This window comes from Lederbergia wuyishanensis (genome assembly GCF_022900255.1).
Classification (GTDB): Bacteria; Bacillota; Bacilli; order Bacillales; family Bacillaceae_C; genus Lederbergia; species Lederbergia wuyishanensis.
In genome coordinates this window covers 1-25,469 of the sequence record NZ_JALIRM010000001.1, presented here as the reverse complement: position 1 = coordinate 25,469, position 25,469 = coordinate 1, and the positions used below count along the sequence as shown (strand labels likewise).

20 protein-coding genes, 14 tRNA genes, 2 rRNA genes and 1 pseudogene are annotated in these 25,469 nt (G+C 36.4%); 7 read left to right on the top strand and 30 right to left on the bottom strand.

Going from position 1 to position 25,469, the window contains the following annotated elements; translation table 11 throughout:
• The first annotated feature begins 91 nt into the window (after nucleotides 1–91).
• The 4 genes from MT489_RS00195 to MT489_RS00180 all read left to right on the top strand — a co-directional run bounded on the left by MT489_RS00195 (nucleotide 92) and on the right by MT489_RS00180 (nucleotide 3,827).
• Nucleotides 92–712, top strand: a complete 621-nt coding sequence (locus MT489_RS00195) for a DUF47 domain-containing protein (protein ID WP_244679494.1) — start codon at nucleotides 92–94, stop codon at nucleotides 710–712.
• 20 nt (nucleotides 713–732) lie between these two features.
• Nucleotides 733–1,731, top strand: a complete 999-nt coding sequence (locus MT489_RS00190) for an inorganic phosphate transporter (protein WP_244680590.1) — start codon at nucleotides 733–735, stop codon at nucleotides 1,729–1,731.
• Nucleotides 1,732–1,825: 94 nt separating this feature from the next.
• Nucleotides 1,826–2,215, top strand: coding sequence for a thiol-disulfide oxidoreductase DCC family protein (locus tag MT489_RS00185; RefSeq protein ID WP_244679493.1), 390 nt, complete (start codon nucleotides 1,826–1,828; stop codon nucleotides 2,213–2,215).
• A gap of 313 nt (nucleotides 2,216–2,528) precedes the next feature.
• A complete protein-coding gene (locus tag MT489_RS00180) occupies nucleotides 2,529–3,827 on the top strand; it encodes an NCS2 family permease (protein ID WP_244679492.1) in 1,299 nt (432 codons plus the stop codon).
• 352 nt (nucleotides 3,828–4,179) lie between these two features.
• Here MT489_RS00180 and MT489_RS22385 read toward each other — a convergent pair.
• The 6 genes and pseudogenes from MT489_RS22385 to MT489_RS00140 form a co-directional block, all read right to left on the bottom strand.
• Nucleotides 4,180–5,746: pseudogene (locus MT489_RS22385) on the bottom strand (IS3 family transposase).
• Nucleotides 5,747–5,841: 95 nt separating this feature from the next.
• Nucleotides 5,842–6,639, bottom strand: a complete 798-nt coding sequence (locus MT489_RS00160; RefSeq protein WP_244679489.1) for an ABC transporter ATP-binding protein — start codon at nucleotides 6,637–6,639, stop codon at nucleotides 5,842–5,844.
• Nucleotides 6,617–7,666, bottom strand: coding sequence for an ABC transporter permease (locus tag MT489_RS00155; protein ID WP_244679488.1), 1,050 nt, complete (start codon nucleotides 7,664–7,666; stop codon nucleotides 6,617–6,619). The genes MT489_RS00160 and MT489_RS00155 overlap by 23 nt, the downstream gene beginning before the upstream one ends.
• A gap of 18 nt (nucleotides 7,667–7,684) precedes the next feature.
• Nucleotides 7,685–8,707 (bottom strand): ABC transporter substrate-binding protein, encoded by a 1,023-nt coding sequence (locus MT489_RS00150; protein ID WP_244679487.1) that lies wholly within the window; start codon nucleotides 8,705–8,707, stop codon nucleotides 7,685–7,687.
• Nucleotides 8,708–9,094: 387 nt separating this feature from the next.
• Nucleotides 9,095–10,261 carry a sporulation protein YhbH gene (yhbH, locus tag MT489_RS00145; protein ID WP_244679486.1) on the bottom strand — a complete coding sequence of 389 codons (1,167 nt, stop codon included), beginning with the start codon at nucleotides 10,259–10,261 and terminating at the stop codon, nucleotides 9,095–9,097.
• A gap of 249 nt (nucleotides 10,262–10,510) precedes the next feature.
• Entirely contained in the window at nucleotides 10,511–12,406 is a 1,896-nt protein-coding gene (locus MT489_RS00140; protein ID WP_244679485.1) for a PrkA family serine protein kinase, read from the bottom strand.
• Nucleotides 12,407–13,178: 772 nt separating this feature from the next.
• Between MT489_RS00140 and MT489_RS00135 the strand changes: the two genes are divergently transcribed.
• Nucleotides 13,179–13,697: a type 1 glutamine amidotransferase domain-containing protein gene (locus tag MT489_RS00135; RefSeq protein WP_244679484.1), complete on the top strand. Its 519-nt coding sequence runs from the start codon at nucleotides 13,179–13,181 to the stop codon at nucleotides 13,695–13,697.
• Between the two features lie 114 nt (nucleotides 13,698–13,811).
• On the opposite strand, the gene MT489_RS00130 is transcribed toward MT489_RS00135, so the two are convergent.
• Entirely contained in the window at nucleotides 13,812–15,347 is a 1,536-nt protein-coding gene (locus MT489_RS00130; RefSeq protein WP_244679483.1) for a DHA2 family efflux MFS transporter permease subunit, read from the bottom strand.
• A gap of 178 nt (nucleotides 15,348–15,525) precedes the next feature.
• On the opposite strand from MT489_RS00130, the gene MT489_RS00125 reads away from it, so the two are divergent.
• The gene (locus MT489_RS00125) at nucleotides 15,526–16,407 is read left to right on the top strand and encodes a TetR/AcrR family transcriptional regulator (protein ID WP_244679482.1); all 882 of its coding nucleotides are present in this window, start codon (nucleotides 15,526–15,528) and stop codon (nucleotides 16,405–16,407) included.
• A 45-nt stretch (nucleotides 16,408–16,452) separates the two neighbouring features.
• Here MT489_RS00125 and trmL read toward each other — a convergent pair whose 3' ends face one another.
• From trmL to queG, 3 genes are all read right to left on the bottom strand, one after another.
• On the bottom strand, nucleotides 16,453–16,926 hold the full coding sequence (trmL, locus tag MT489_RS00120) for a tRNA (uridine(34)/cytosine(34)/5-carboxymethylaminomethyluridine(34)-2'-O)-methyltransferase TrmL (protein WP_244679481.1): 474 nt from the start codon (nucleotides 16,924–16,926) through the stop codon (nucleotides 16,453–16,455).
• A 36-nt stretch (nucleotides 16,927–16,962) separates the two neighbouring features.
• Nucleotides 16,963–17,829 (bottom strand): amidase domain-containing protein, encoded by an 867-nt coding sequence (locus MT489_RS00115; protein WP_244679480.1) that lies wholly within the window; start codon nucleotides 17,827–17,829, stop codon nucleotides 16,963–16,965.
• Nucleotides 17,830–17,897: 68 nt separating this feature from the next.
• Nucleotides 17,898–19,043, bottom strand: a complete 1,146-nt coding sequence (queG, locus tag MT489_RS00110; RefSeq protein ID WP_244679479.1) for a tRNA epoxyqueuosine(34) reductase QueG — start codon at nucleotides 19,041–19,043, stop codon at nucleotides 17,898–17,900.
• Nucleotides 19,044–19,152: 109 nt separating this feature from the next.
• Here queG and MT489_RS00105 point away from each other — a divergent pair, with 109 nt between their 5' ends.
• A complete protein-coding gene (locus MT489_RS00105) occupies nucleotides 19,153–19,827 on the top strand; it encodes a B3/B4 domain-containing protein (RefSeq protein WP_244679478.1) in 675 nt (224 codons plus the stop codon).
• Nucleotides 19,828–19,920: 93 nt separating this feature from the next.
• On the opposite strand, the gene MT489_RS00100 is transcribed toward MT489_RS00105, so the two are convergent.
• The 20 genes from MT489_RS00100 to MT489_RS00005 all read right to left on the bottom strand — a co-directional run.
• A tRNA-Gly gene (locus MT489_RS00100) sits at nucleotides 19,921–19,994 on the bottom strand.
• 220 nt (nucleotides 19,995–20,214) lie between these two features.
• Complete coding sequence (locus MT489_RS00095; RefSeq protein ID WP_244679477.1) at nucleotides 20,215–20,754, bottom strand: hypothetical protein; 540 nt, start codon at nucleotides 20,752–20,754, stop codon at nucleotides 20,215–20,217.
• Between the two features lie 64 nt (nucleotides 20,755–20,818).
• On the bottom strand, nucleotides 20,819–21,646 hold the full coding sequence (locus MT489_RS00090) for a sugar phosphate isomerase/epimerase family protein (RefSeq protein ID WP_244679476.1): 828 nt from the start codon (nucleotides 21,644–21,646) through the stop codon (nucleotides 20,819–20,821).
• Between the two features lie 20 nt (nucleotides 21,647–21,666).
• Nucleotides 21,667–22,725 (bottom strand): oxidoreductase, encoded by a 1,059-nt coding sequence (locus MT489_RS00085; RefSeq protein ID WP_244679475.1) that lies wholly within the window; start codon nucleotides 22,723–22,725, stop codon nucleotides 21,667–21,669.
• Between the two features lie 88 nt (nucleotides 22,726–22,813).
• Nucleotides 22,814–23,536 (bottom strand): SDR family NAD(P)-dependent oxidoreductase, encoded by a 723-nt coding sequence (locus tag MT489_RS00080; protein WP_244679474.1) that lies wholly within the window; start codon nucleotides 23,534–23,536, stop codon nucleotides 22,814–22,816.
• Between the two features lie 353 nt (nucleotides 23,537–23,889).
• Nucleotides 23,890–23,972, bottom strand: a tRNA-Leu gene (locus MT489_RS00075).
• An 8-nt stretch (nucleotides 23,973–23,980) separates the two neighbouring features.
• Nucleotides 23,981–24,054 (bottom strand) — tRNA-Cys (locus MT489_RS00070).
• Between the two features lie 5 nt (nucleotides 24,055–24,059).
• Nucleotides 24,060–24,134, bottom strand: a tRNA-Gly gene (locus MT489_RS00065).
• 3 nt (nucleotides 24,135–24,137) lie between these two features.
• Nucleotides 24,138–24,209 (bottom strand) — tRNA-Gln (locus MT489_RS00060).
• A 32-nt stretch (nucleotides 24,210–24,241) separates the two neighbouring features.
• Nucleotides 24,242–24,317, bottom strand: a tRNA-His gene (locus MT489_RS00055).
• 13 nt (nucleotides 24,318–24,330) lie between these two features.
• Nucleotides 24,331–24,404 (bottom strand) — tRNA-Trp (locus tag MT489_RS00050).
• A gap of 9 nt (nucleotides 24,405–24,413) precedes the next feature.
• Nucleotides 24,414–24,498, bottom strand: a tRNA-Tyr gene (locus MT489_RS00045).
• Nucleotides 24,499–24,510: 12 nt separating this feature from the next.
• Nucleotides 24,511–24,586: transfer RNA gene (locus MT489_RS00040), tRNA-Phe, on the bottom strand.
• Between the two features lie 67 nt (nucleotides 24,587–24,653).
• Nucleotides 24,654–24,729, bottom strand: a tRNA-Asp gene (locus MT489_RS00035).
• 42 nt (nucleotides 24,730–24,771) lie between these two features.
• Nucleotides 24,772–24,845, bottom strand: a tRNA-Met gene (locus tag MT489_RS00030).
• A gap of 10 nt (nucleotides 24,846–24,855) precedes the next feature.
• Nucleotides 24,856–24,930, bottom strand: a tRNA-Glu gene (locus MT489_RS00025).
• A gap of 16 nt (nucleotides 24,931–24,946) precedes the next feature.
• Nucleotides 24,947–25,038, bottom strand: a tRNA-Ser gene (locus MT489_RS00020).
• A gap of 4 nt (nucleotides 25,039–25,042) precedes the next feature.
• Nucleotides 25,043–25,117: transfer RNA gene (locus MT489_RS00015), tRNA-Asn, on the bottom strand.
• 11 nt (nucleotides 25,118–25,128) lie between these two features.
• Nucleotides 25,129–25,244: ribosomal RNA gene (gene rrf / locus MT489_RS00010) — 5S ribosomal RNA — on the bottom strand.
• Between the two features lie 107 nt (nucleotides 25,245–25,351).
• Nucleotides 25,352–25,469: ribosomal RNA gene (locus MT489_RS00005) — 23S ribosomal RNA — on the bottom strand; the annotation flags it as partial.

Here is a 25,469-nt window from a genome sequence, read left to right as displayed (position 1 = left end):
TTCGACATTAACTCGACTAAAACTTTTAACTTTAGACGTTTTACGATAAAATAATATAGGTTTATTATACTGCCATTTAGGAGGGCTAAAAATGGTCTTTAAAAAGAAAAAAGATAAATTTGCCATTTTGCTTGAAAAAATTGCTGCAAACTTAAAAGAAAGCTCCATTTATTTTGCTGATTTTAAGCTTAATAATAAAGAGGATACTAAAGTTTTTGCCGCTAAAATGAAGGAATATGAAACAATCGGGGATAATTACGTTCATGAAATTATTAAAGAATTAAATAATTCATTTATTACTCCTATTGAACGAGAAGATTTACTTACATTATCTATGATTATGGATGATGTACTTGATGGAATGGAGAATTGTGCAGCGTTATTTGAAATGTACTCAATTGTTCACGCAGACGAATATATGTATAAGTTTGTCGAATCAATAAAGAAATGTGTCGATGAAATTGAAATATGCATCGGATTAATTTTCAGCAAAAAATTACCTGAGGTACGCCCACATGCAATTAAAATTAAAGATTATGAATCAAAATGCGATGATGTACTTAGAGAATGTATTAAGCATCTTTTCACGGTCGAAACAGATCCAATCCGATTAATAAAATACAAGGAGATCTACGAAAACCTTGAAAAAACAACAGATAGCTGCCAAGGAGTAGCAAATACACTTGAAAGTATCGTCATGAAAAATGCATAAGGGAGTCCTACTAAATGGGAATAGATTCAGTTCTTATCATTACAATAGTTATCGTCTTCGCCGCCCTTGCATTTGATTTTATAAACGGGTTTCACGATACGGCTAATGCGATTGCAACTTCTGTATCTACGAAAGCTTTAAAACCGCGTCATGCGATTATTCTAGCAGCAACAATGAACTTTGTTGGAGCCTTAACGTTTACAGGAGTAGCCCAGACCATTACAAAAGACATTGTCGATCCTTTCACATTGGCGAATGGTACTACCGTTATTTTAGCAGCACTTATTTCAGCAATTGCCTGGAATCTAATAACTTGGTATTACGGAATTCCAAGTAGTTCGTCTCATGCTCTAATTGGCTCGATTGCTGGAGCTGCGATTGCTGCCGCTGGTTTAAGTTCTATAAAATACGAAGGTTTTTTAAAAATCATCCAAGCTCTAATTTTTTCTCCACTTATTGCTTTTGCAATAGGCTTTATCATTTATTCCATATTTAAAATGGAATTTAAAAATTTGAGTTTAACTAAGACGAATAAAGGATTTCGTTATATCCAAATTGTCACTGCAGCTTTACAGTCTTATACCCATGGTACGAACGATGCACAAAAATCGATGGGGATTATTACAATGGCTCTAATCGCTAGTAATCATCATACGACAACAGACATCCCCTTTTGGGTTCAATTCTCTTGTGCTCTGGCCATGGGGCTTGGTACTTCAGTAGGTGGTTGGAAAATTATTAAAACGGTTGGCGGAAAAATCATGAAAATACGTCCTGTAAATGGAGTTGCAGCCGACCTAAGCTCAGCATTAATTATTTTCGGTGCCACTTATATACATTTACCTGTTAGTACCACCCATGTTATTACTTCTTCAATTCTAGGGGTTGGATCTGCTCATAGAATTCGAGGAGTAAAATGGGATACTGCAAAAAGGATGATTATTACTTGGTTTATTACTCTTCCTATAACAGGATTGCTTTCAGGAGTCATTTACTATATATTAAATTTATTTATGTAACAAAAGAAGCCTTCCATGATGTGAAGGTTTTTTATTATGATTGATTTTTTTAAATATAAGGTGAATAATAAATGTAATGAATGGAGGTAAGGCTATGTCTGCACTCATTTTATTTGACGGAACTTGTAATTTTTGCAACTCGAGTGTCCAATTTATTATTAAACGTGATCCACATGGATATTTTAAATATGCATCATTGCAAAGTGAACTTGGACAATCACTAATAAAAAAACATGGAGTTCCATTAAACGTAGATAGTTTGGTCTTAATTGAAAATAATGTAGCTTATTTAAAAACAACTGCAGCATTACGCATTTGTAAAAAATTGAATTCTTCCTTGAAATGGCTTTATCTATTAATTGTAATCCCTTCACCAATACGTGATTTATTTTATAATATTTTTGCAAAATACCGATATAAATGGTTCGGAAAAAATGATAGTTGCATGTTACCTCCCCCCGAAATTCGAAAACGTTTTTTATGATAATTGAAGCACTCCTTTACTAAAAAGGGGTGTTTTTTATTGCTCTTGTTAAGGTAGTAATATTGATGTTCCAGATTTAGTGCCCTCCATATATATTTATCACTGCGACCAAAACTCTCACGGATTTTTTCTACTAGAAATTTTGCAACTTTTCCTTGCTATCACTCCTAATCTACATTTTTTATCTTCAATTTAGTCAGTTAATGTTAGTAATAAAAATTTTACGGGAATAATAATTATGCTTGCATTATTTGCGAAAAACGAATATTATACTAAATGGATTACTAATCGTTCGTTTTTTGGAGGTTCTTATATGTTTAAATTAAAGGAAAATAATACGAATGTGCCAACTGAATTAATTGCAGGATTAACCACATTTTTAACAATGGCTTATATTATTATAGTTAATCCAATCATTCTTAAAGATGCAGGTGTCCCATTTGAACAAGTATTTTCAGCTACTATCATAGCTACTGTAATCGGCACATTATGGATGGCCTTAGCTGCCAATTATCCAATTGCGATTGCACCTGGTATGGGGCTAAACGCTTACTTTGCATACTCTGTTGTTGGTACACATGATATCGGTTACCAAACTGCGTTTGCTGCTGTATTTGTTGCTGGTATTATTTTTATCATTTTATCTCTAACACCTTTTCGAAAAATATTAATTGAGGCAATTCCTGAAAATCTTAAGCACGGAATTACTGCTGGAATTGGATTATTTATTGCATTCATTGGGATGAGAATGAGTGGCATGATTGTTTCCCACCCATCAAATCTAGTGGCACTTGGCGACCTTCATTCTTTTGGCGTGATTTTGACACTAATTGGTTTAGCGGTAACGTTAATTCTGATGGCTTTAAGAGTACCCGGAGCATTGTTTCTTGGAATGATAGTGACGGGGCTTATTGCCTATTTTACTGGACAACTTTCATTTCAAGAATCGGTTATAGACAAGCCTTCACTTCCAGAAGGTATATTAGTTACGAATCCAATTTCGGCTTTAGCGGAAGTATTTCAACACAGTTTATATGCTGTCGTTTTTTCTTTCTTACTTGTTACGATTTTTGATACGACAGGTACTATGATTGGTGTAGCGGAACAAGCTGGTTTAATGAAAGGAAATTCTATGCCGCGAGTACGTCAAGCATTGTTAGCTGATTCAGTTGCTACATCAGTGGGAGCGATGTTTGGGACGAGTCCAACAAGTGCCTATGTTGAATCAACAGCGGGAGTTGCAGCGGGTGGAAGAACAGGTCTAACTACTGTTACAGTTTCAATCTTGTTTATCATTGCAGCTTTTTTCGGACCACTTGTCAGTGCGGTGTCAGGTATACCTGCTATTACTTCTCCTGCACTCATTATTGTTGGAAGCTTGATGATGGGAGCTATTGCAAAAATTAAATGGGACGAGCTAGATGAAGCGTTTCCGGCATTTTTGATTATTTTGAGTATGCCCCTAACTTCAAGTATTGCAACTGGAATAGCGTTGGGCTTCATCTCTTATCCAATATTAAAAGTAGTTACAGGAAAATGGAAATCTGTTCATCCGCTTGTCTATATTTTTGCAGTGCTATTTCTTTATCAACTAGTATTCTTGCCTCATTAAGAAAAAAAAATTATTGTTATATATTGCGGACAGAAGCTTAAGAACAAGGGCTCTGTCCTTTTTCAATGCATGTAGACTCAAAGATACCTTTTATATTATTCGTTCTTAATTAGTGCGTTGACCTTGACGGAAAACTAACTTTACTGATTTTCATTGGAATGATGACAATTTGAGACAGTAGCAACAACTGTTTAAGATTGAATTAAACTATTTTGATTCTTTAATCTCTAACTTGTGCTCAAGCATTCTGGATCTGAAAAATATCAATCTCTTTCAAATGAAATCAAAAAGAGGTTATCCACTGATTTGAACTGCCCCCTGTCAAGTAGACAGTGGAAATAAAAAAATGACACTAGGCGGCTTTAGCCCTATATTCTATGGGGCTAAGGCCGGTTAGTCTTTTTTGTAGTCGTTCTTGATTGTAAAAATGTATGTAGTCTTCAATATCCTTTTTCAACTCTTCAAATGTACTGTACTTCTTCAGATAATACTTCTCGCATTTTAATGTTCCCCAAAATCCTTCCATTGGCCCGTTATCGATGCACCTTCCCACCCGGGACATACTCTGAACCATTTCTGCTTTCTCCATTTTCCTTTTAAATGCCGGAAAGGTATATTGAAATCCTCGATCACTATGGAGGAGGGGAGTAGCTTCCGGGTTTGCCTCCAATGCTAAATCCAAGGTTTTAAACACCAACGGATTATTGTTGGAAGTACCCAATACATAGCTCACAATCGACCCATCGTACAATCTAAGATCGCACTCAAATAAGCCTTTGAGATAGTTCCGTACTTCATTTCGGTCACATCGGTCAGCCACTTTTCATTTGGCATCTCTGCGTGGAAATCCCGGTTCAGTACGTTCTCGACCACATATTGCGGTGTGCTTGCTTTATAGCTCTTGCGCTTGCGTCGAATAACCGACTGGATTCCAGTGATCCTCATCAGACGATACACACGTTTATGGTTAACCGGCCGAGATAAGGTGCGGTTCAGGTTCAGCGTTATACGGCGGTATCCGTATATGCCGTCCACTTTCTCATTTAGACGCTTTATCTCCACCAGAATTTCTTGATTCCACTTCTCGTTTTCTGAAGGGGTCCGTTTAAGCCACTTATAGTATGCAGAACGTGCAATTCTAGCAATCTCGCATAATAGCGAAATAGAGAAATTCTCCTTCTCATGAAGTTCCTGAATAGCGACATATTTATCGGTTAAGCGAACCTGGCTTAAGGACGCTTCTTTAAACGCCTCCTTTCGATTTCCTCCAACTTTTTTAAGAATGCATTTTCTGCCCGCAACCGCTCATTTTCCCGTTCCAACCGTTTCATTTCGAGCTGAACCTTTTCTTCGGGGGGTAACTCTAGTTCTGTCTTATGGTGGCCCCGCTTGTCTTTAAGACCGTATTCTCCGTCTTTCTCGTACTTCTTCACCCATTGATACACCTGTTGATAAGAGACCTTGAAAAGCTCTGATACTTGGTGATAGTTTTTTCCGTTCTGCAGACAATACATCACGATTTCTAAACGTTCTTCAAGAGTAGTGGATCGACCTTTGATCATAGAGTTATTCATCCTTTGCGTGTCTTTTAATTCTCTATGACCATTATAATTCTTTATCCACTTCTGTAACACTGAGCTACTGGAAATGTTATATTTCCGTACAACCTCCTTCAAAGAGTAAGACCCGGATTGGTAATCTAAAACAGCAGCTGTTTTTAACTCTTTAGCGTACCGTTTCCATCCAGTTGAATTTTGAAGTCCATCTATTCCGCGTGATTGATATAGATAAACCCATTCCTGTATAGTTTTTTTAGGTATACTCTGCTCAAGACAAAAATCTTTAATTGAGGTTTGTCTATTCTCATACGCGATAATTAACTCATACTTTTCTTGAGCGGAATAAGTTCTTTTTGCCATAGAAAAAGCCCCCTAATAAAGTAAACAGATTTTTATTATTTCATCTGTCTACTTTATAGGGAGCATATCACTGATTGGAATAACCTCTTTTTCATTTAAATCGAAAGTAAAGCTTTGTCATCTGTCAGCTTTTCTCCACGTATCCGTTGGAATTCTGCCATCAGTTTATCGATTGTCAGCTCGTGCTTTTTATCGGAGTCTACTTCTAAAATAATTTGGCCTTTGTCCATCATGATTAGCCGGTTTCCAAGATCAAGTGCTTGTTGCATATTGTGAGTGACCATAAGTGTAGTCAGTTTATCTTTTTCAACTAGTTGCTTCGTTAAATTTGTAATTAATTCAGCTCTAGATGGATCCAATGCTGCCGTATGCTCATCTAGCAATAAAATGGATGGTTTTGTAAATGTGGCCATTAATAATGACAGAGCTTGCCTTTCTCCTCCCGAAAGCAAACCGACTTTCGCATTTAAACGATTTTCCAAGTTTAAATGGAGTGATTCTAGAGATTGACGGAAATATTCCCGTCTCTTTTTATCGACGCCTCTTCTTAGACCTCTCTTTTTATTACGTGAATAGGCCATAGCAAGGTTTTCTTCAATTGTCATATTCGGAGCTGTTCCAGCCATTGGATCCTGAAATACCCTACCAATAAACTGGGATCTTTTAAACTCTGGAAGCTTAGTAACATTTTTCCCATCAATGAGTACATTTCCCAAATCAGGAGTTAGAGCTCCTGAAATCATATTCATCAAAGTGGACTTCCCTGCACCGTTGCTTCCAATAACTGTAACAAAATCCCCGGACTTTAATTCTAGATTAATTTGATCGAGAGCTATTTTTTCATCAAGAGTAGCCTCGTTAAAAATTTTATTAATCTGTTCTAGCTTCAGCAACGGGCTTCCCCTCCCCTTTTTCTAACTTGGAAAGAGCAGCTAACCTCTCTGCATGACGCTTCGATTTCCTCTTCTTTTCTCTGCTTTTCTCAAATATTTGCGGAACTACTAACGCTAAGATAACAATAATAGCTGTAATAAGTTTCATATCTCCTGTATCTAGCAATTTAATTCGCAGCGCAAGGCCTAAAACGATTCGATAAATAATTGCTCCTGCTATGACTGCCATAGTTGTTCTGAGAATCGTTTTCGTGCCGAAAATCGCTTCTCCAATAATGACAGAGGCGAGTCCAATAATAATCATCCCAATCCCCATACCAATATCGGAAAACTTAGAGTATTGAGCGATCAATGCCCCTGAAAATGCAACTAAAGCATTCGATATTCCCAATCCAAGAATAATCAAAATATCGGTATTAGCTGAGAAACTACGAATCATCCTTCTGTTGTCCCCTGTTGCACGAATGGCGAGTCCAACTTCTGTTTGTAAAAACCAATCAGCAACAAATTTAATCAACAATGTCACAATGATCATGAGGAAAAAAATACCCCAAGTAGAAGGTAAAAACTTAACCCCTAATTTTGTTAAAAGTTGATTTAAGAATGGATCAACACCTAGTGATCCCCAAAACTGGTGAAACTTTGTAAAAACAGTATCTAGTTTCATTAACGAAATATTAGGGCGTCCTACTGAATTTTCTGTCGTTAAGCCCATTATTCTTAAGTTAATGGAATATAAAGCAATCATCATTAAAATACCTGATAATAATGGATTGATTTTCCCTTTTGTGTGCAAAAGGCCTGTAATACATCCCGCAAAAAATCCGACTATAAGAGCTGATACTGTTGCAATAATAGGATGATATCCGAAAACAATCATTGTCGCTGCGGTACTTGCCCCCGTAACAAAGCTCCCATCAACAGTCAGGTCTGGAAAATCAAGCACCCGGAATGTAAGATACACTCCAAGTGCCATAATTGCATAGATGATTCCTTGCTCAACGGAGCCAAACATTGCTGCAAACATTTCAGAATCATCTCCTATCTATTCTAATTCTGCTTTCCATTCTTCCTTAATTTCTATTCCAATTGTTTCTGCTGTTTCTTTATTCATAACAAGTTTTAGATTTTGTGGTACTTGTGCAGGTATATCAGCTGGTTTAACACCATCTTTTAAAATTTTCACTGCCATTTGACCAGCTTCATAACCGATATCGTAATATTCGAAACCGAATGCACCAAGACCGCCATTTCTTACAGAATCAAACTCCCCGACCATTAAAGGCAGTTTGTTATTATTTGCTACATCTACTACAGAATCAAGTGCGGATACTACTGTGTTATCAGTAATAATATATAATGAATCAACTTGTCCAAGTAATGATTCAGTAGCTTGTTTAACTTCTGCTGAAGTAGAAACAGAAGCTTCAACAACTGTTAATCCAAGTCCCTCTGCTGCCTTTTTAGCAATATCTACTTGAGCACGTGAATTTTGCTCCCCAGAATTGAATACCATTCCTACTTTTTCTGCTTTAAGCTCTTCTTTTAAAAATTTCATTGTGTTTGGAATTGCGTCTGGATGGTTATCAATTGTTCCAGTTACATTTCCGCCTGGCTTCTCCATTGACTCAACTAATTCTGCTCCTACAGCATCTGTCACAGATGTAAAAACAATCGGAATATCTTGAGTTTCACTCGCTACAGATTGTGCACTAGGTGTCGAATTAGCGAAGATTAAATCTACACCTGCATTAACAAGGTTTGTTGCAATGGTAGGGTTGTTATTTGGTTCACCCATAGCATTTTGTACATCCCACTCTACATCTAACCCAGCATCTTCAATTGCCTTCTTGAATCCGTCAAATGCGGCATTTAAGGAATCATGTTCAACAATTTGTGTAACACCAATTTTATATTTTTTTGCTGGTTCTTCTTTTTGATTTTCTTCCTGATTACTACCACTTGGCTTCTGCTCTTCTTCTTTTGGTGTTGCAGTTGTCCCACATGCTGCAAGCATTAATACGACACCAAAAAGTAAGATAGCAAGCTTATTTAAGCTGACTTTCATTCTCTATTCCCCCTCTGAGTTTTTTGCTATTAGCAAAATAACTTACCTCTTATTTTTGCTTTTAGTAAAATAACTTCCTTTTTCTTTCATCGCCCTTTTTTATAAAATTTATGGCAATAATTATCGTTATGTTACACTGCTTTCGACCCATAGTCAATAAGATTTCAAATATACAGAAAATTAAATTACATACTTTAAAGCGTTAAATAGGAAAAGCAGACATGTTTGTTAATCATCTTTATGGATTTCGAAGGCTGTGGCAGGATAAATGGTACAAGATAAGAAATGAATCACTGTTAAGTTATCTTAAGGAAGGGCTTAGAAATCCTCTAGTGGATAGACGCTGGAACTAGAATTTAAAAAGAAAAAAACCGGACAAAATCCGGTTTAAGCATGTTGACGCTCTACTTCTTTTTTAAAGAAACTTTTCATTGCATGGAATACGTCAGATTTCTGTTTTAAAATATAATAATAAAATTTTTCATCCTTAATATTTTTGTATGCTGACATTAATGTCGAATTTCGTTGATACTGATTTACTTCACCATATCCAAACATATTCGTTATTTCCATTAGTTCATTAACGAGCTTAATACATCTTGGGTTATCAGATGTTAAATTATCACCATCTGAGAAATGAAACGGATAAATATTGTAGCGAGAAGGATCATATTTTTCTCCTATAACTTCAAGTGCTTTTCTATATACAGAAGAACAAATCGTCCCTCCGCTTTCACCTTTCGAGAAAAATTCTTCCTCTGTCACAACTTTTGCCTCTGTATGATGAGCGATAAATTCAATCGTGACTGATTCATATTTTGTTCTTAAAAAACGGGTCATCCAGAAAAAGAAGCTCCGCGCCATATACTTTTCCCAAATCCCCATACTTCCACTCGTATCCATCATCGCAAGTACAACAGCACTTGATTCAGGCTTTTGAATATCACTCCAAGTTTTAAACTTTAAATCTTCGGGATATATTGGATAAAAACCAGGTTCGCCACTCATCGCATTTCTTTTAAAGGCAGACATCATAGTCCTTTTTTTATCTATATTTCCCATTAATCCAGTTTTACGAATGTCATTATATTCAATATGATCAATCTGATTCGTATCAAGTTCTTTACGCTTTAAATTGGGCAATTCCAGCTCTTTAAAGAGAGCTTCCTCAAGCTCCAACATAGAAACTTCCGCTTCATAATAATCTTCACCAGCTTTGTCCCCTGCACCTTGACCCTTTCCTGGACCTTTTTGATCAGGACCTTCTCTTGCCACGACATCCCCTATTTGGCTGTCACCATCTCCTTGCCCAACATGCTTATTTTTATCATAATTGTAACGAATTTTATACTCATCCAAAGATCTTATAGGAATTTTTACAACGTCCCGTCCATCGGACATAATTATACTTTCTTCAGTGATTAAATCCGGCAGGTTATTTCGAATCGCCTCTTGGACTTTCTCTTGATGACGCTGCTGGTCATCATGGCCTTTCCGGTGGAGGGACCAATCTTCCTGGGATACAACGAACTGATGATGCACTTGCTCTGTCATTTCTATACCCTCCCTCTTAAAATAATTCTTTTGAAAAAAAGGCGTTACTATTTAGTCACCAAAATTGAGTTTTGGCATATATTATCTCGACGTTCAACTTCTTTCTGTCTTTTCTAAAGAGTCTGTAATTACTCTATCATATGCAAAAAAATAAAATTATTTACAAAGTGTTATATAAAGGACAAGCCCATATAGAAAATAAAAACCTTCTTAACAGGTGATTTCTGCTAAGAAGGCAAGTTTAATTTATCAGCGATTTAATAAACTTCCTACATATCGTAATAAATCATTGGCTGATGTTGAATTGTATCCATGTTCATCAATCAAGCGAGCTACTACCTCATTTATTTTCTTTAACTGCTGTTCATCTGGAGTTTTGGCCGATGTCGTAATCTTCACAACATCCTTCAAATCTGCAAATAACTTTTTCTGTATTGCTTCTCTAAGTCTTGCATGTGATCTGTAATCAAATCTCTTACCTTTACGGGCTAATGCAGAAATACGAATTAGAATTTCTTCACGGAAAGCTTTCTTAGCATTTTCAGAAATTCCGATTTGCTCTTCAATTGACCTCATTAACTTTTCATCTGGATTAATTTCTTCACCAGTTAATTGGTCGCGCATCTTTGTTTTATTACAGAAAGACTCCACATTATCAAGATAATTATCCATAAGCGTTTTAGCTGATTCTTCATACGAATAAACAAACGCTTTTTGAACTTCCTTTTTAGCCATTTCATCGTATTCTTTACGGGCAAGCGAAATAAAGTTTAAATACTTCTCTCTTAATTCCTGTGTAATGGATGGATGTTGGTCTAAACCTTCTTTTAATGATCTGAGTACATCCAAAGCATTTATGCTTGTTATTCCCTTTCTAATAATTGTGGAAGAAATCCGATTGATAACATAGCGTGGATCAATTCCACTCATTCCCTCTTCTTGAAATTCCTTTTTCATTTCATTTACATCGGCTACATTATAGCCTTCTACAGTTTCTCCATCGTAAAGGCGCATTTTCTTCAATAAATCTACATCGCCCCTTTTTGAATCTTTTAACCTAGTTAATATTGTAAACATAGCTGCTACTCTAAGTGTATGTGGTGCAATATGGACATCTGCCACATCACTTTCTTTAATCATTTTTTCATAAATACGTTCCTCTTGTGAAACTTTTAAGTTATATGGAACTGGCATTACAATAATACGTGAATGTAAGGCCTCATTCTTCTTATTAGAGATGAAAGAACGGTATTCTGTTTCATTCGTATGGGCAACAATCAGTTCATCCGCGGAAATTAAAGCAAATCTCCCAGCTTTAAAGTTACCTTCTTGTGTTAATGAGAGTAAATGCCATAGAAATTTTTCATCACATTTTAACATCTCTTGGAATTCCATTAATCCGCGATTTGCTTTATTCAATTCACCGTCAAATCGATAGGCTCTTGGATCAGATTCAGATCCATATTCTGCAATCGTTGAAAAGTCAATACTACCAGTCAAGTCGGCTATGTCTTGAGATTTTGGATCAGATGGACTGAACGTTCCAATTCCAACACGCTTATCCTCGGAAAAGAAAACCCGCTCAACAAGAACATCCTCTATACGCCCACCATACTCTTCCTCTAGCCTCATTGTATTAAGTGGGGACAGATTTCCTTCGATTCTGATACCGTATTCCTCGTGGAAATCCTCTCGCAAATGAAGTGGAATCAAATGTAATGGATCTTCGTGCATTGGACAGCCCTTTATAGCAAAAATCGCTCCCTGATCTGTTCTTGTGTAAGCTTCTAGCCCCCTTTTTAGCATTGTAACAAGTGTTGACTTACCCCCACTCACCGGACCCATTAATAGTAGGATTCTTTTTCGGACATCTAGGCGTTTTGCAGATGGGTGAAAATATTCTTCTACTAGTTTTTCCAATGCCTCTTCAAGTCCGAATAATTGATGACTAAAGAATTTATAAATTTTTCGATCGTTTACTGTTTCGACTCCTGCATCTTTGATCATATTATATAATCGGGAGTGGGCCGACTGGGCTACCCATGGTTTCTCTTTAAGCAATTCTAAGTAATCTGCAAACGTTCCTTCCCATTTCAGCCTTTCCTCTTGCGAACGGTAATGTTCAATCTTTTTTAAAATATCCATATGGACCTCCCCTGTGATGAGAGATGATTATTTCATTGTATGCTTAGGGACAACTAAACATGATTAATTCCAGACAATAAGAAAAGTGTAATATGCACAAAAAATTTCTGTATACGTGTTGATGGTGCCTAGAGCTAGACAGCAAAAAATATGTTTATAACTATCATTAATTAAAAATTTTGCTTGCGCAAAACTCAATTCACGAACTCGTCATATTTTTAATTAATAAAAATCCTGTTTCATTCACATTATATAAAAAATGGGCTATAATTATTTCATATTGGAATATGATTATTGAGGAGGCTTACATATACTATGAAAACAATCTTAGTTATTGGAGTTATCATAGCGTTTTTGTCAGCTATTTTTACAGCAGGTTACGAAGATAAGCCTGGAGTAAATAAAAAATAAGAACGTTAACTTTGTAGTACGCAATATCTTATAGCAAGGTTTGTAAATTTTTGCAAAAACAGTCATCAAAATTGCTATTGCAAAAAGCAAACCAAAAGTGATTCGAATATAGTGTTCGAATCACTTTTTATTTTTTTATGATTTTTAATCATTTTAGAGAGTGGATAATTGTCAATGATAACTACTTTCATGCTTAGAATCTCTTGTAGTTGATGCATTTAAAGCTATTGAATTATTCATGAGCTTTCCTTGTTCTTTTATTGAAAATAAAACTTCATTTATAGTAAGCAGTGAATTATCATGTTTAGTCAAATCCTTATGTGGAATAGTAAAAGTGCATCACAAAAAGGAGTGAATAGTCATGGCAAAAATTGCAACACTTATTACCAATATGTTCGAGGATTCCGAGTACACAGAACCAGCTAGAGCCTACCAAGATGCAGGTCATGAAGTCGTGACGATTGAAAAAGAAGCTGGTAATGAAGTTAAAGGGAAGCAAGAGAAAGCAACAGTTCGTATTGATAAAGGAATTGATGATGTAAATCCAGAAGAATTTGATGCTCTTTTCATTCCAGGCGGTTTCTCTCCGGATCAATTGAGGGCGGATGAGCGTTTCGTAAAATTTGCTAAATCGTTTATGGACGAGAAAAAACCAGTATTTGCTATTTGCCACGGACCGCAATTGTTGATTACAGCCAAAGCTTTGGAAGGACGTGACGCAACCGGATATAAATCCATTCGTGTAGATATGGAATACGCTGGTGCAAAATATGCAGACAAGGAAGTGGTCGTCTGCCAGAATCAACTTGTGACAAGCCGCCAGCCCGACGACATTCCAGCTTTCAATCGTGAATCGTTAAAATTGCTTGAGCAACTTTAAATATATAGATAGAAGACAATTTGTTCCAATCAACGCCCACTCTTTTGAAAAGCACATTATATTTATCTGTTTATCAAAAAACTGCCAAATAACTCTTGGCAGTTTTCTTGTTTTTTATTCAGTTGCGACACCTTTAGCTTTAATGACTGCTTTAGTATCTGGCATTGATTGTACTGGTGGTTTAACCCTTTTAATAAAGAAAGCTAATATTAATGCCAATAAGGCGATAAATGTAGAGATTAGGAATGCATGTGTAATTCCATCTAACATTGCCTGATGCATAATATGTTGCTGCATTTCGGCAACAGCTTCTGCTGATGGCGGAGTCGCATTCGTACCCATACTAGCCTTTGCATTAGCAGCTAATTCAGCAGCAGAACTTTCAGTACGTTTATTCATTACCGTAATCATAAACGCAGTTCCAATGGCTCCAGAAACTTGCTGCAGGGTATTATTCATTGCTGTTCCATGCGGGTTCATTTGCATTGGAAGCTGATTCATTCCATTTGTCATGACCGGCATCATTACCATTGACATTCCAAACATACGGAATGTGTATAACCAGATCAGATGCATATAAGAAGTTTCCAATGTCAAATCTGTAAATAAATACGTGGTAACAATCATGATCGTAAGCCCTACAAGTGCAAGAACACGTGCTCCATACTTATCAAACAGTTTTCCTGTGATTGGCGACATAATTCCCATTGCTAATGCTCCAGGCAACATTAATAGCCCTGAATCAAGTGGTGAGATACCTCTGACTATTTGCACATACATAGGTGTTAAAATCATTCCTGAGAACATGGAAACTGAAATAACAATAGAAATAGCTGATGACAATGCAAACATAGGATGCTTATAAATTCGAAACTCAAGCATAGGTTCTTTCAAGAAGAACAACTGACGAATAATAAAAAGAACTAATGCAACAAATCCAAGTGAGATTGTTCCATATACAATTGGAGCTCCCCACCCTTTATCACCGGCTGAACTAAATCCATATAAAAGACTACCAAAAGCTATACTGGATAATATTAGTGACAATATATCAAGATGAACACTCTTTAATGGTGTAATATTTTTCATTTTAAAAATGGCCAATATTAAACATATTAAAGCGAACGGAAGAACAACGTCAAACAATGTTCTCCAACTGTAATGTTCAATAATATAACCAGATAATGTCGGTCCTATAGCAGGAGCTGTGATCATGACAAGACCGAAGAATCCCATTGCGGTTCCCCTTTTTTCTACCGGGAACGCTGTTAACATGACATTCATCAATAAAGGCATCATAATAGCTGAGCCTGAAGCTTGAATCATTCTTCCAGTCAACAATATTCCAAAAGAAGGCGATATACTTGCAAGCAATGTACCAATTGTAAACAAACTGAGTGCTGTAATTAATAACTTTCGGTTGGAAATTCGCTGTATAAAAAAGGCACTCGTAGGGATAAGAATACCATTTATAAGCATATATCCCGTCGATAACCATTGAACGGTTGACATACTAATATCAAATTCTTCTTTAATAGAAGGGAGTGCAATATTAATCAACGTATTCGTTAAAAATGATACGAAGGCACCGAAAAAAAGAATACCAATCGCACCATATGGTGGTTTCTTTTGAATGGATTGTATATCCATTATTTTACTCCTCCAGTCAAACATGTATTCTGTATACTTCATTCCTTATACTCACTTTACACATTCTATACCCATAGTCTATAAAAATCAATAAAAAATATCATTTTTTTACAAAAGTTGATTTAAAGCTGATTTAAAGCTATTATAAAAATAGACCGATGGTACAAAAGGTGAGAATATGAATCCTAGAAAAAAGCAAATACTTGATGTAGCACACCGTTTATTTATTGAGAAGGGCTTTCAAAATACTTCTATTCAAGATATTTTGGATGGGGCACGCATTGCGAAGGGTACATTTTATAATCATTTTGCTTCTAAAAATGCATGTTTAATGGCAATTCTTGATCAGGTAAGAGATGAGGCAAGTTATTTACGTGAACAATTATCTCTTGGCAAACCCAAAAATGATCCAGAGATTTTTATTCAACAAGTTTTAGTAAGGATGAAAATGAACAGAGAACAAAGTTTACTTGCGCTTTATGAATCTGTTTTTTCTTCAAAAGATGAAGAGCTTAAAACACATATGAAGAAACAACATATGAACGAACTTAAATGGACTGCGAGCAGAATAGTTGAATTGTTTGGAATAGATACAAAACGGCATTCAATGGATTTTGCTGTGATTTTCTTTGGAATAATCCAGCAAACTAATCACGTGCGGATGCTAGGTTCTAAAAGAGAATACGATTTAGAAGATACAGTCCGTTTTGCGTTTAACCGCCTACAATTACTTAGCGGTTATCAAAATAAAATAGTTCCTTTTTTTCCTGTAAATTGGTTGGACATAGATGATAATAACAATTTATATTCTAAAGACTATTTAAAGGAGAGAATGATTAATCAGTTAGATATTATAGTTTCTCATTTAAAAAACGAAAATGTAATTGGAACGAAACTAAATTACCTTGAATTTCTTCTCTCAGAATTCCAATCAGATAAACCTAGAGAATTTTTAATCGAGAGTGTTCTTTGTTCAGTGGAAAATGTTTTTTCTGAGTCCATTTATAAAGAAGATGTAAATGATATCTGTGATTTAGCTAGACAATATTTAACAGTTTAGATTGAAATAAAAAAGTCCCCGTTCACCTATGGGGACTTTTCGTAATTAATATAGATTGGGATATCCTTGTTGACGCAAGGCTTCATATATTAAGATTGCAGCAGTATTGGATAGATTTAGAGATCGGACATTATCATTCATTGGAATTCGCAGGCATGTATCCTGATGTTCTTCAATAAACTCCTTCGGCAATCCTTTCGTTTCACGACCAAAAATAAAATAATAATTCATATTCGAATCACTATAATCAAAACTTGTATGTGGTTTTTCACCAAATTTAGTTAATAAAAAATGTTCCCCTTCATGGCTCTTTTCAAAAAATTCATCTAAAGAGTCATAATACGTAATATCTACAAACTCCCAGTAATCTAGACCTGCCCTCTTTAGCATTTTATCATCAGTTGAAAATCCAAGTGGTCTTATTAAATGTAGCTTTGTTCCTGTAGCTGCACATGTTCTAGCAATATTTCCAGTATTTGCAGGAATTTCTGGTTGAAATAATACAACATGAATTGGCACGTATGTTCACCTCACTTGCCATTATACAACAAAATCTTAGGCATCATCTATAATGGTAAACATTTTATATTTTATATTCGGCGTATATGCAGATGAATCTTCATAAGCCCAGTACCTCATCCTACTATTATACGTATGGGCGTTAACAAGAGGCATCCCAGCAGCATCCTTACCCGTTACGATTGTATTATGATCAAAACGTCCATCGCCTTGGAAATCATAACAAATGACGTCCCCTAATTGTAACTGCATAGGATCCTTTACTTCTCTCGCTTTTAATCCGACTGTGGATGTTTGTAAATGTCCTTTTAAAGAATTGGCAACAGCCCAACTATAACTCCAACTTCTATATTGATGCCACCAGCCTTTCGAACGATTTGGATATCCTCGCATCGGAGCTCCACCTGCATGAAGGCACTGAGATATATAATTCGTACAATCTACTTCAAATTTTTTATACGCAGGGTTATAGTCATTCCACCACCTCTCCGCATACCGAACTGCTTTTAAACGGTCATAATAAAACGGATACCTTTGTTCTTGACTATTCTCGTTTAATAGATAATTTCTTTCTTCTTCCTTTGGATAAATTACCGGCAGCTCTACGTCTTCATAGACTGCTCCTTTGAAAAACGATGCCTTGCGATTCTCAATCTCTTCTTCAAGATAGAAAAGCCCTCCTTGTTTAATGAAATATTTTAAATGCACATTATAATATATTTGATCTTGATCATCTTCCCGTTTTCTCGAAAAAATTTTGCCTGTTGCCATGACCTTCACGATTTCAGCTTTTCTCTTTTTAAGTGATTGTTGCTTTTTAATTATTTTTTCTTCTTCCACTTTTTTTCTTTGAACAAACTGTTCAGATCGTTCCTCCAGCTTTGCAGCTAATTGCTTTCTCACGAGACATCCCTCCTCATCGATATATATGCGTGGGATGTCAGTTAAAAGTATAAAAAAAGATGAAGTTGCTACGCTTCATCTTTAACAATAAAATAATTAAGACCTTTTTTAATTTCTGTTTTCACTTCTTCATCCTGCTCTACTTTTTCAGCATTCAATAATGCTTCTTTCGCTTCAGTTCCGCCAATTTTCCCTAAAGCCCAAGCAGCTGTTCCTCTCATTACGGGTCGAACATCCTTCTTCAAAACCTCAACTAAATCTTTGACAGCAGATTTTTCTTTGAAATGAGCAAGTGCTACGATAGCATTTCGTTGAATCGGTTTCTTCCCTCTCCATGAACCAGCAATTTTTCCAAACTTTTCGTTAAAATCACGATTTGATATGGAAAGTAGTGGCTGTAGAAGTGGTTTTACAATTTCAGGATTGGGTTCCATTTCGGGATGAACATGAAAATCCATTCCTTTATTTTTCGGACAAACCGTCTGGCACGTATCACAACCATAAATCCGATTTCCTAATTTATCCCTAAATTCATCAGCCAAAAAACCTTTTGTCTGGGTTTGAAAGGCAATACACTTCTGGGCGTTTAGTTGCCCCGGCTGGACGAGAGCCCCTGTTGGACAAACATCTATGCATAATCTACATTCTCCACACTGATCATGTAGAGGTTCATCAGGTTCTAAGGGTAGATTCGTAATCATTTCTCCAAGATATACGTACGAACCAAATTCAGGAGTAATAATCGAACAATTTTTTCCACTCCACCCAATACCTGCACGTTCTGCAACTGCCCGATCTACTAATTCTCCTGTATCCACCATTAATTTAAATCGTGAATTAGGAACTTTACTATCAATATATTCAGCTAATAGTTCAAGCTTTTCACGAACTAAAATGTGATAATCGATTCCCCAAGAAGCCCGGCAAAAGATTCCTCTTCGCTCCCCTTTTTTGCCCTTAGGAGCATCTTTCATTCTTGATGGATAAGCCAATGCAATGGCTATGATAGAGCGTGGTCCATCAAAGATTAAACTTGGATCAGTCCGCTTTTCAATATCTTTCTCTTCAAAGCCCGATTGAAATCCAAGTTCTTGCTGACGAATCAGCAAGTTCTTCATCTCAATAAAAGGATCGGAACTAGCAAATCCAATTTTATCAATGCCTATACTTTTACTAAATTCAATAATATCTTTTTTCAATTGAAGATAATCCATCATTGTACCTCCTCTCATTTAGATTTTATATAAACGATAAATTGTCGATTAAGATTTTACTATTAGTTCTATGGTAAACTATTTTTAATGTTTTTTGGAGGTGGAAAGGTTGGAAATTCATATAGATTCAGATTTACGATTTTTATTGCCAGAATTAATAATCGGTATAATCGATTACGAAAATATTATAGTAGAAGAATCTCCACAAATGTTAAAAGGAAGACTGCAATTATTTCAGGAATCTTTATTTTTTGATTTAGAAGATAAGAATGTTAGTGACTATGCAGAAATAAAAGAGTGGCGAAGGATATTCAAACAACTAGGTAAAGACCCAAATCGTTATAGACATTCGGCCGAAGCATTATACAGGCGAGTAAAAAAACAACAATTTCTTCCTAGCACGAATTCAGCCACAGACGTTAATAACTTTTTTTCATTAAAATATAGAGTTCCGTTTGGTATCTATGATAAGGATAAAATTATTGGGGATATAGTTATTCGCATTGGACAAAAAGATGAAGGATATGAAGGACTAAACGGAAGAGAAAATCAGCTTGAACATTTACTTCTTTCCGTTGATAACAATGGTCCGTTTGGAAGTCCTTTTGTTGATTCGACTCGTACTGCAGTTACTCATAATACTAAGAATGCACTTCAAATCATATACTTACCATCTTCAATCGACGATAAATCGGCAAATGAACTTCTCGCTTCTTTATCAGGAATGTTCACACAAATTAACGGAGGGGAAGGAAGATTTAAAGTAATAAAAGCAGCGACTTGATAATCGTTTAATAAGCGATTATCGGAATAAGAAGACAATAAAAAACGCAGAACCCCGTTCATTTTTAGAACAAGACACTGCGCTTGGTATGTATGGAGCGGGTGATGGGAATCGAACCCACGACAACAGCTTGGAAGGCTGTAGTTTTACCACTAAACTACACCCGCATCAATTGGGAACTTTTTTATTATATAAAAACAATCACAGAAATGCAACGTATGTAACAAAATGTTCAATTTTTTGTCTAATTTTGCAAATTTAAATAAGTATTGTTTTTTACACTTGTATTTGTGATAACAAAATTCGGAATCGTGTCTCGACAAAAGGGTTATTGGACACGATTCCGAAAATATATACAGTACCATTAACTCTCAATTAAATTATTCATTATTGAATATACTTTAATGCTTTTTTTGCATTACCACTTACAGTCTCAGTGTATCCCCATATTTTTCCGTCTAATGGATCCTTATTTAAATACCCATCTAAATCATGAACAATTCGATGAACAACAATTATTCCATTGATATCTTCTTCATTCATTGCTTTTTCAAGTGCATCTAATGCATTTTGCAAATCGGATTTTATTGAATCTGTTTTTTCATAAATTATGATTAATTCAATATCATCATATAAAGCTTCTAATTTTGCCTTATTAGAAGAAAAACTAAATTTTTCGGCTCCTCCCCATCCAACAAGATTATTTAATGTATTATGCATATCTTTAATCGCATCATTCGTCAGCACAATATTATCACTTTCATCTACTTCTACGTCAACCTGAACGACTGGCTGCTTTTCCTTAATAGGTGATTGTTGTTTTACAATATCAGAATCTTTTACTGAATTACTTAATGTAAAATAAACACCAGTGCTTGCGAGGACTAAAATGAGGGGAATTCCAATTATTAATATCCATTTCTTCAAGTGTAAATCCTCCCCGTTACGATATTGAAGGCGACATAGCTATGATTATATGTCGCCTTTTATATTATAAAAGTTCAAAAGATTTTCTTACAGAATTATGGCCATATTTCGCAACTTCCGCAGCTGTTTTTCCTTTAAAATCCTCAATGAATAATTCCAAGGACAAATAGCCATCATATTCAATAGCATTTAATAATTGAGCTATTTCCTCAGTAGGCAAAGCTCCTTCTCCTGGAAAAACGCGATCCTGATCTGTCAATTCATCTTTTTCGGGATTATTCGGATAATCATTTATATGAAAAACACCAATTTCTTCCCCTTTTAAGCTTTTTAATCCAGAAAAATCACTACCACCAACGTACATATGGAAAGGGTCTAATAACATCTTCCCATTAGAAATATTGCTTTTATCCAAAACATAATGCGCTTCATCCAATGTTGAGAGCTTCTTAGCTTTTCCCCAAAACTCGAGAATAGGCTCTACTCCAACTTGTCGTCCTAAACGAACTATATAATTAAAATACTCTGCCATCTCATCTAGGTTTGTACCCTCTACATTCCCAAAAGGAGGAGCGGCTATGTATTTACATCCCAGTAACTTAAGTAATTGCATTTCCTTTTCTGCTTGTTCGAACGCCGCTTTACGTACCTCTGCATCTACATCAGCCCATTTAAAAAATGTTATTGCATTTATAAACTCTATATTCGCTCTCTCTAATGCAGATTTGATTTCTTGAATAGTTCCACCACCCGAGATATAAGCTTCGATATCTTGCATCCAAAGCTCAATACCCTCAAATCCAGCTTCTTCAGCAACCTCAATTTGCTGAATGACATTAAGATTAAAAGGAAATAATGTTGAAGTGTTTAGTGCTATTTTAAATGGAAACATATCTCTCATCTCACTTTCTTTTATAAATGAACGGGTATTACTTTACCTTCTTTATGGCTTTCAAGCGCAAGTTCTATCAGACGAATATTCAATCGTGCTTCCTCAGGTTTAACAACAAGATTGGATACTCCTGTAATATGCTCATAAATATTTTGATAGTAATCCTGATATGCCCCAGGAATTGTTTCTATAGTACCTTTAACATTCAATCCACCGACTGTCGTTTCAATTAGTCCCCATGACTCCTCAGGTTCTTTCCCCCAATTTCTACTATTAGATGGAGTATGCCCGTCAATTAAAGCTTGTTCTTGGGGGTCTAATCCATATTTAATAAATGAACCTTTATCCCCATGCAGGATATATCGGGGACCTTTCGTACGAACCATTCTTGACGATTTCAACGACACTTTCAGATGGCGTTCATAAAAAAGTGTCAAATCAAAATAATCATGTGCCATAGCGCCTACACGTTGAATTTGAACATCAGCAGAAATCATATTAGGGATACCAAATAGACATATCGCTTGATCAATTAAATGAACTCCTAAATCATACAAAACTCCAGTACCTGGACCAGACTTTTCTCTCCAATTAGTGGAGGAAGCAATAGGATTAAAACTATCCCAATGGAATTCGCATTCTTTCACTTCACCAATTAATCCGTTTTGAAGGATTTCACGAACAGTCATAAAGTCTCCATCCCAGCGTCGATTGTGAAATACACTTAAAACTTTATTTTTTTCTTTAGCAAGTTTAATCAATTCATCCGCTTCTTCAGCCGTAGTAGTAAATGGCTTTTCCACTACGACATGCTTCTCAGCATTAAGAGCATCACGAACAAATTCAACATGATTTGTACTTGGAGTAGTTACTACGACTAAATCAATTTCTGGATCCCCATATAGATCATCCACAGAGCGAACTACATCGACCCATGGATAACGTTTTTTAGAATTATCACTGTGTCTTTCCACAACTTTTCTTAAATTTAATCCAGGTACTGAAGTGATAACAGGTGCGTGAAAAGCTCTCCCCGCAAATCCATAACCAATCAAACCGACGTTCAGCTGTTTCTCCAAATGAATCGCCCCCACTCTTTTTCAAGCAAATCGTATATATATTTTGTTATATATTCTTAGGTTACTATATTTTACAATTGATTTCTTTTTACCAGGGCCAAACTTGCCCTTCAAGATCGATATATGCAGGTTCTTCTGCCAAGAAACGTTTATGATCATGAACGAGCTTCATTATTTTTTCAGCCGCAATTTCAGGTGGATAAGTCGCTTCCTTATAATGAAATCCTTCCATATAGGTTTGCATCCAACCGGGGTGAAATACTAATACTTGACCACCTAAAGACGTTAAATGCTTATGTAAAATAGAAGACTGCATATTCAAAGCCGCCTTGGACATACAATAACCGTACCAGTTCGTTCTTTGATTTCTTGCAATACTACCTGCCTCGGAGGAAATATTAACTACTAGTTTTGTATCCCCTTTCAATAAAAGATCAATAAATTGATTTGAAACCCTCAATGCCCCTAGAGAATTAATATTAAACAATTGTTGCATAACCTCGAAATCCTGTTCCTCTAAAATTGTTGCATTTTTTGCTTGATCAATGATTCCCGCATTATTAATAATAATATCGAGATATGAGGTTTTCGTTTGAATGAAACGTGCCGCATCTTCAACACTTTTGTCATTACCTACGTCCAAAGTAACCAATTCAAGCATATCAGGGTATTTTACTTTTAAATCATCCAAAAGTGTCCAGTCCTCATTATATCGGCCAGCAAATACTTTATACCCATTCTCTAACAGCCAATGCGTCAATGAAAATCCTAATCCTCGATCAGCACCTGTAACTAATGCATTTTTTTCCATAAGGTTTCCTCCATAAACAGCTTTTATATATTTGCTCTTCATAACACTTTCTATTTAATTAGAAAAAATCCTTTAATAATTTATCATTAATCATAAATATAACTAACTATTGTAGTGAAAAGTGCATGTATTTTATATTTTTTCGCCACTTTCTTAAACTAATAATCCAAATTAAATATAGACATTATTTCTAGACAAAAAATGTGAAGTTCAACTTGTCAAATTAATCCTCTATGCATTCAAATACACTATTAATATATTAAAGTTAGGAATAGAGAAAGTTAAACAAAAAAGGTGTAGAAAATATAATTATTTTCTACACCTTTATATTATACAATAAACGATTTTCAAAATACCCGAGGCCGGACTTGAACCGGCACGCCCGCGAAGGCAGTGGATTTTGAGTCCACCGTGTCTGCCATTCCACCACTCGGGCAAAGCTTATGGAGGCGGCAACCGGATTTGAACCGGTGATAAGGGTGTTGCAGACCCGTGCCTTACCACTTGGCTATGCCGCCATTTTTGGAGCGGAAGACGGGATTCGAACCCGCGACCCCCACCTTGGCAAGGTGGTGTTCTACCACTGAACTACTTCCGCAAACTGGGCTAGCTGGATTCGAACCAACGAATGACGGAGTCAAAGTCCGTTGCCTTACCGCTTGGCTATAGCCCAATCAAAACATAAACTTTTAATAAAAAATAAAATGGGGCGATTGATGGGAATCGAACCCACGAGTGTCGGAGCCACAATCCGATGCGTTAACCCCTTCGCCACAACCGCCATAAATTTAAATTGGCAGGGGTAGTAGGAATCGAACCCACATCAAAGGTTTTGGAGACCTTCGTTTTACCATTAAACTATACCCCTGTATTAAAATGGTGGTGGGGGACGGATTCGAACCGCCGAACCCGGAGGGAGCGGATTTACAGTCCGCCGCGTTTAGCCACTTCGCTACCCCACCATATTGAATAAATGGTGGCTCAGGACGGAATCGAACCGCCGACACAAGGATTTTCAGTCCTTTGCTCTACCGACTGAGCTACTGAGCCTATGTAATACTAAGAAATTTGATTCATATGCAACTAAAATCATTATATATTATGTAAATAATATAAATGGCGGTCCCGACGGGAATCGAACCCGCGATCTCCTGCGTGACAGGCAGGCATGTTAACCGCTACACCACGGGACCAAATAATCTAGTACTGATCTAATAGTATCTAAATTATTAATATTGCGGGGGCAGGATTTGAACCTGCGACCTTCGGGTTATGAGCCCGACGAGCTACCAGACTGCTCCACCCCGCGATAATAAAATTGGTGACCCCTACGGGATTCGAACCCGTGTTACCGCCGTGAAAGGGCGGTGTCTTAACCGCTTGACCAAGGGGCCATATGTAATGTGTGAATGGCGGAGAGCAAGGGATTTGAACCCTTGAGACAGCGTTAGCCGCCTACACGATTTCCAATCGTGCTCCTTCGGCCACTCGGACAGCTCTCCAATATGGCTCCGCAGGTAGGATTCGAACCTACGACCGATCGGTTAACAGCCGATAGCTCTACCACTGAGCTACTGCGGAATGATATATCTGCCTGGCAACGTCCTGCTCTTGCAAGGGGAAGCCCCTTACTACCATCGGCGCTGAAGAGCTTAACTTCCGTGTTCGGGATGGGAACGGGTGTGACCTCTTCGCCATCGCCACCAGACAATTCATAATCGACATATTTTATTATAATATGTTTTTTAGATTTTTCAAGAGAAATTTTTCATTCCCTCAAAACCAAATAATAGAGAAGGCAAACCGTATCATACATTGATTAAGTCCTCGATCGATTAGTATCCGTCAGCTCCATGTGTCGCCACACTTCCACACCGGACCTATCAACCTGATCATCTTTCAGGGATCTTACTCGCTTGCGCGATGGGAAATC

Bases quoted from the DNA above. Each gene is read 5' to 3' on its own strand.
- MT489_RS00195 (WP_244679494.1), top strand. From the start codon at position 92: ATGGTCTTTAAAAAGAAAAAAGATAAATTTGCCATTTTGCTTGAAAAA.
- MT489_RS00185 (WP_244679493.1), top strand. From the start codon at position 1,826: ATGTCTGCACTCATTTTATTTGACGGAACTTGTAATTTTTGCAACTCG.
- MT489_RS00180 (WP_244679492.1), top strand. From the start codon at position 2,529: ATGTTTAAATTAAAGGAAAATAATACGAATGTGCCAACTGAATTAATT.
- MT489_RS00155 (WP_244679488.1), bottom strand. From the start codon at position 7,666: ATGTTTGCAGCAATGTTTGGCTCCGTTGAGCAAGGAATCATCTATGCA.
- MT489_RS00150 (WP_244679487.1), bottom strand. From the start codon at position 8,707: ATGAAAGTCAGCTTAAATAAGCTTGCTATCTTACTTTTTGGTGTCGTA.
- yhbH (WP_244679486.1), bottom strand. From the start codon at position 10,261: ATGACAGAGCAAGTGCATCATCAGTTCGTTGTATCCCAGGAAGATTGG.
- MT489_RS00140 (WP_244679485.1), bottom strand. From the start codon at position 12,406: ATGGATATTTTAAAAAAGATTGAACATTACCGTTCGCAAGAGGAAAGG.
- MT489_RS00135 (WP_244679484.1), top strand. From the start codon at position 13,179: ATGGCAAAAATTGCAACACTTATTACCAATATGTTCGAGGATTCCGAG.
- MT489_RS00130 (WP_244679483.1), bottom strand. From the start codon at position 15,347: ATGGATATACAATCCATTCAAAAGAAACCACCATATGGTGCGATTGGT.
- MT489_RS00125 (WP_244679482.1), top strand. From the start codon at position 15,526: ATGAATCCTAGAAAAAAGCAAATACTTGATGTAGCACACCGTTTATTT.
- queG (WP_244679479.1), bottom strand. From the start codon at position 19,043: ATGGATTATCTTCAATTGAAAAAAGATATTATTGAATTTAGTAAAAGT.
- MT489_RS00090 (WP_244679476.1), bottom strand. From the start codon at position 21,646: ATGTTTCCATTTAAAATAGCACTAAACACTTCAACATTATTTCCTTTT.
- MT489_RS00080 (WP_244679474.1), bottom strand. From the start codon at position 23,536: ATGGAAAAAAATGCATTAGTTACAGGTGCTGATCGAGGATTAGGATTT.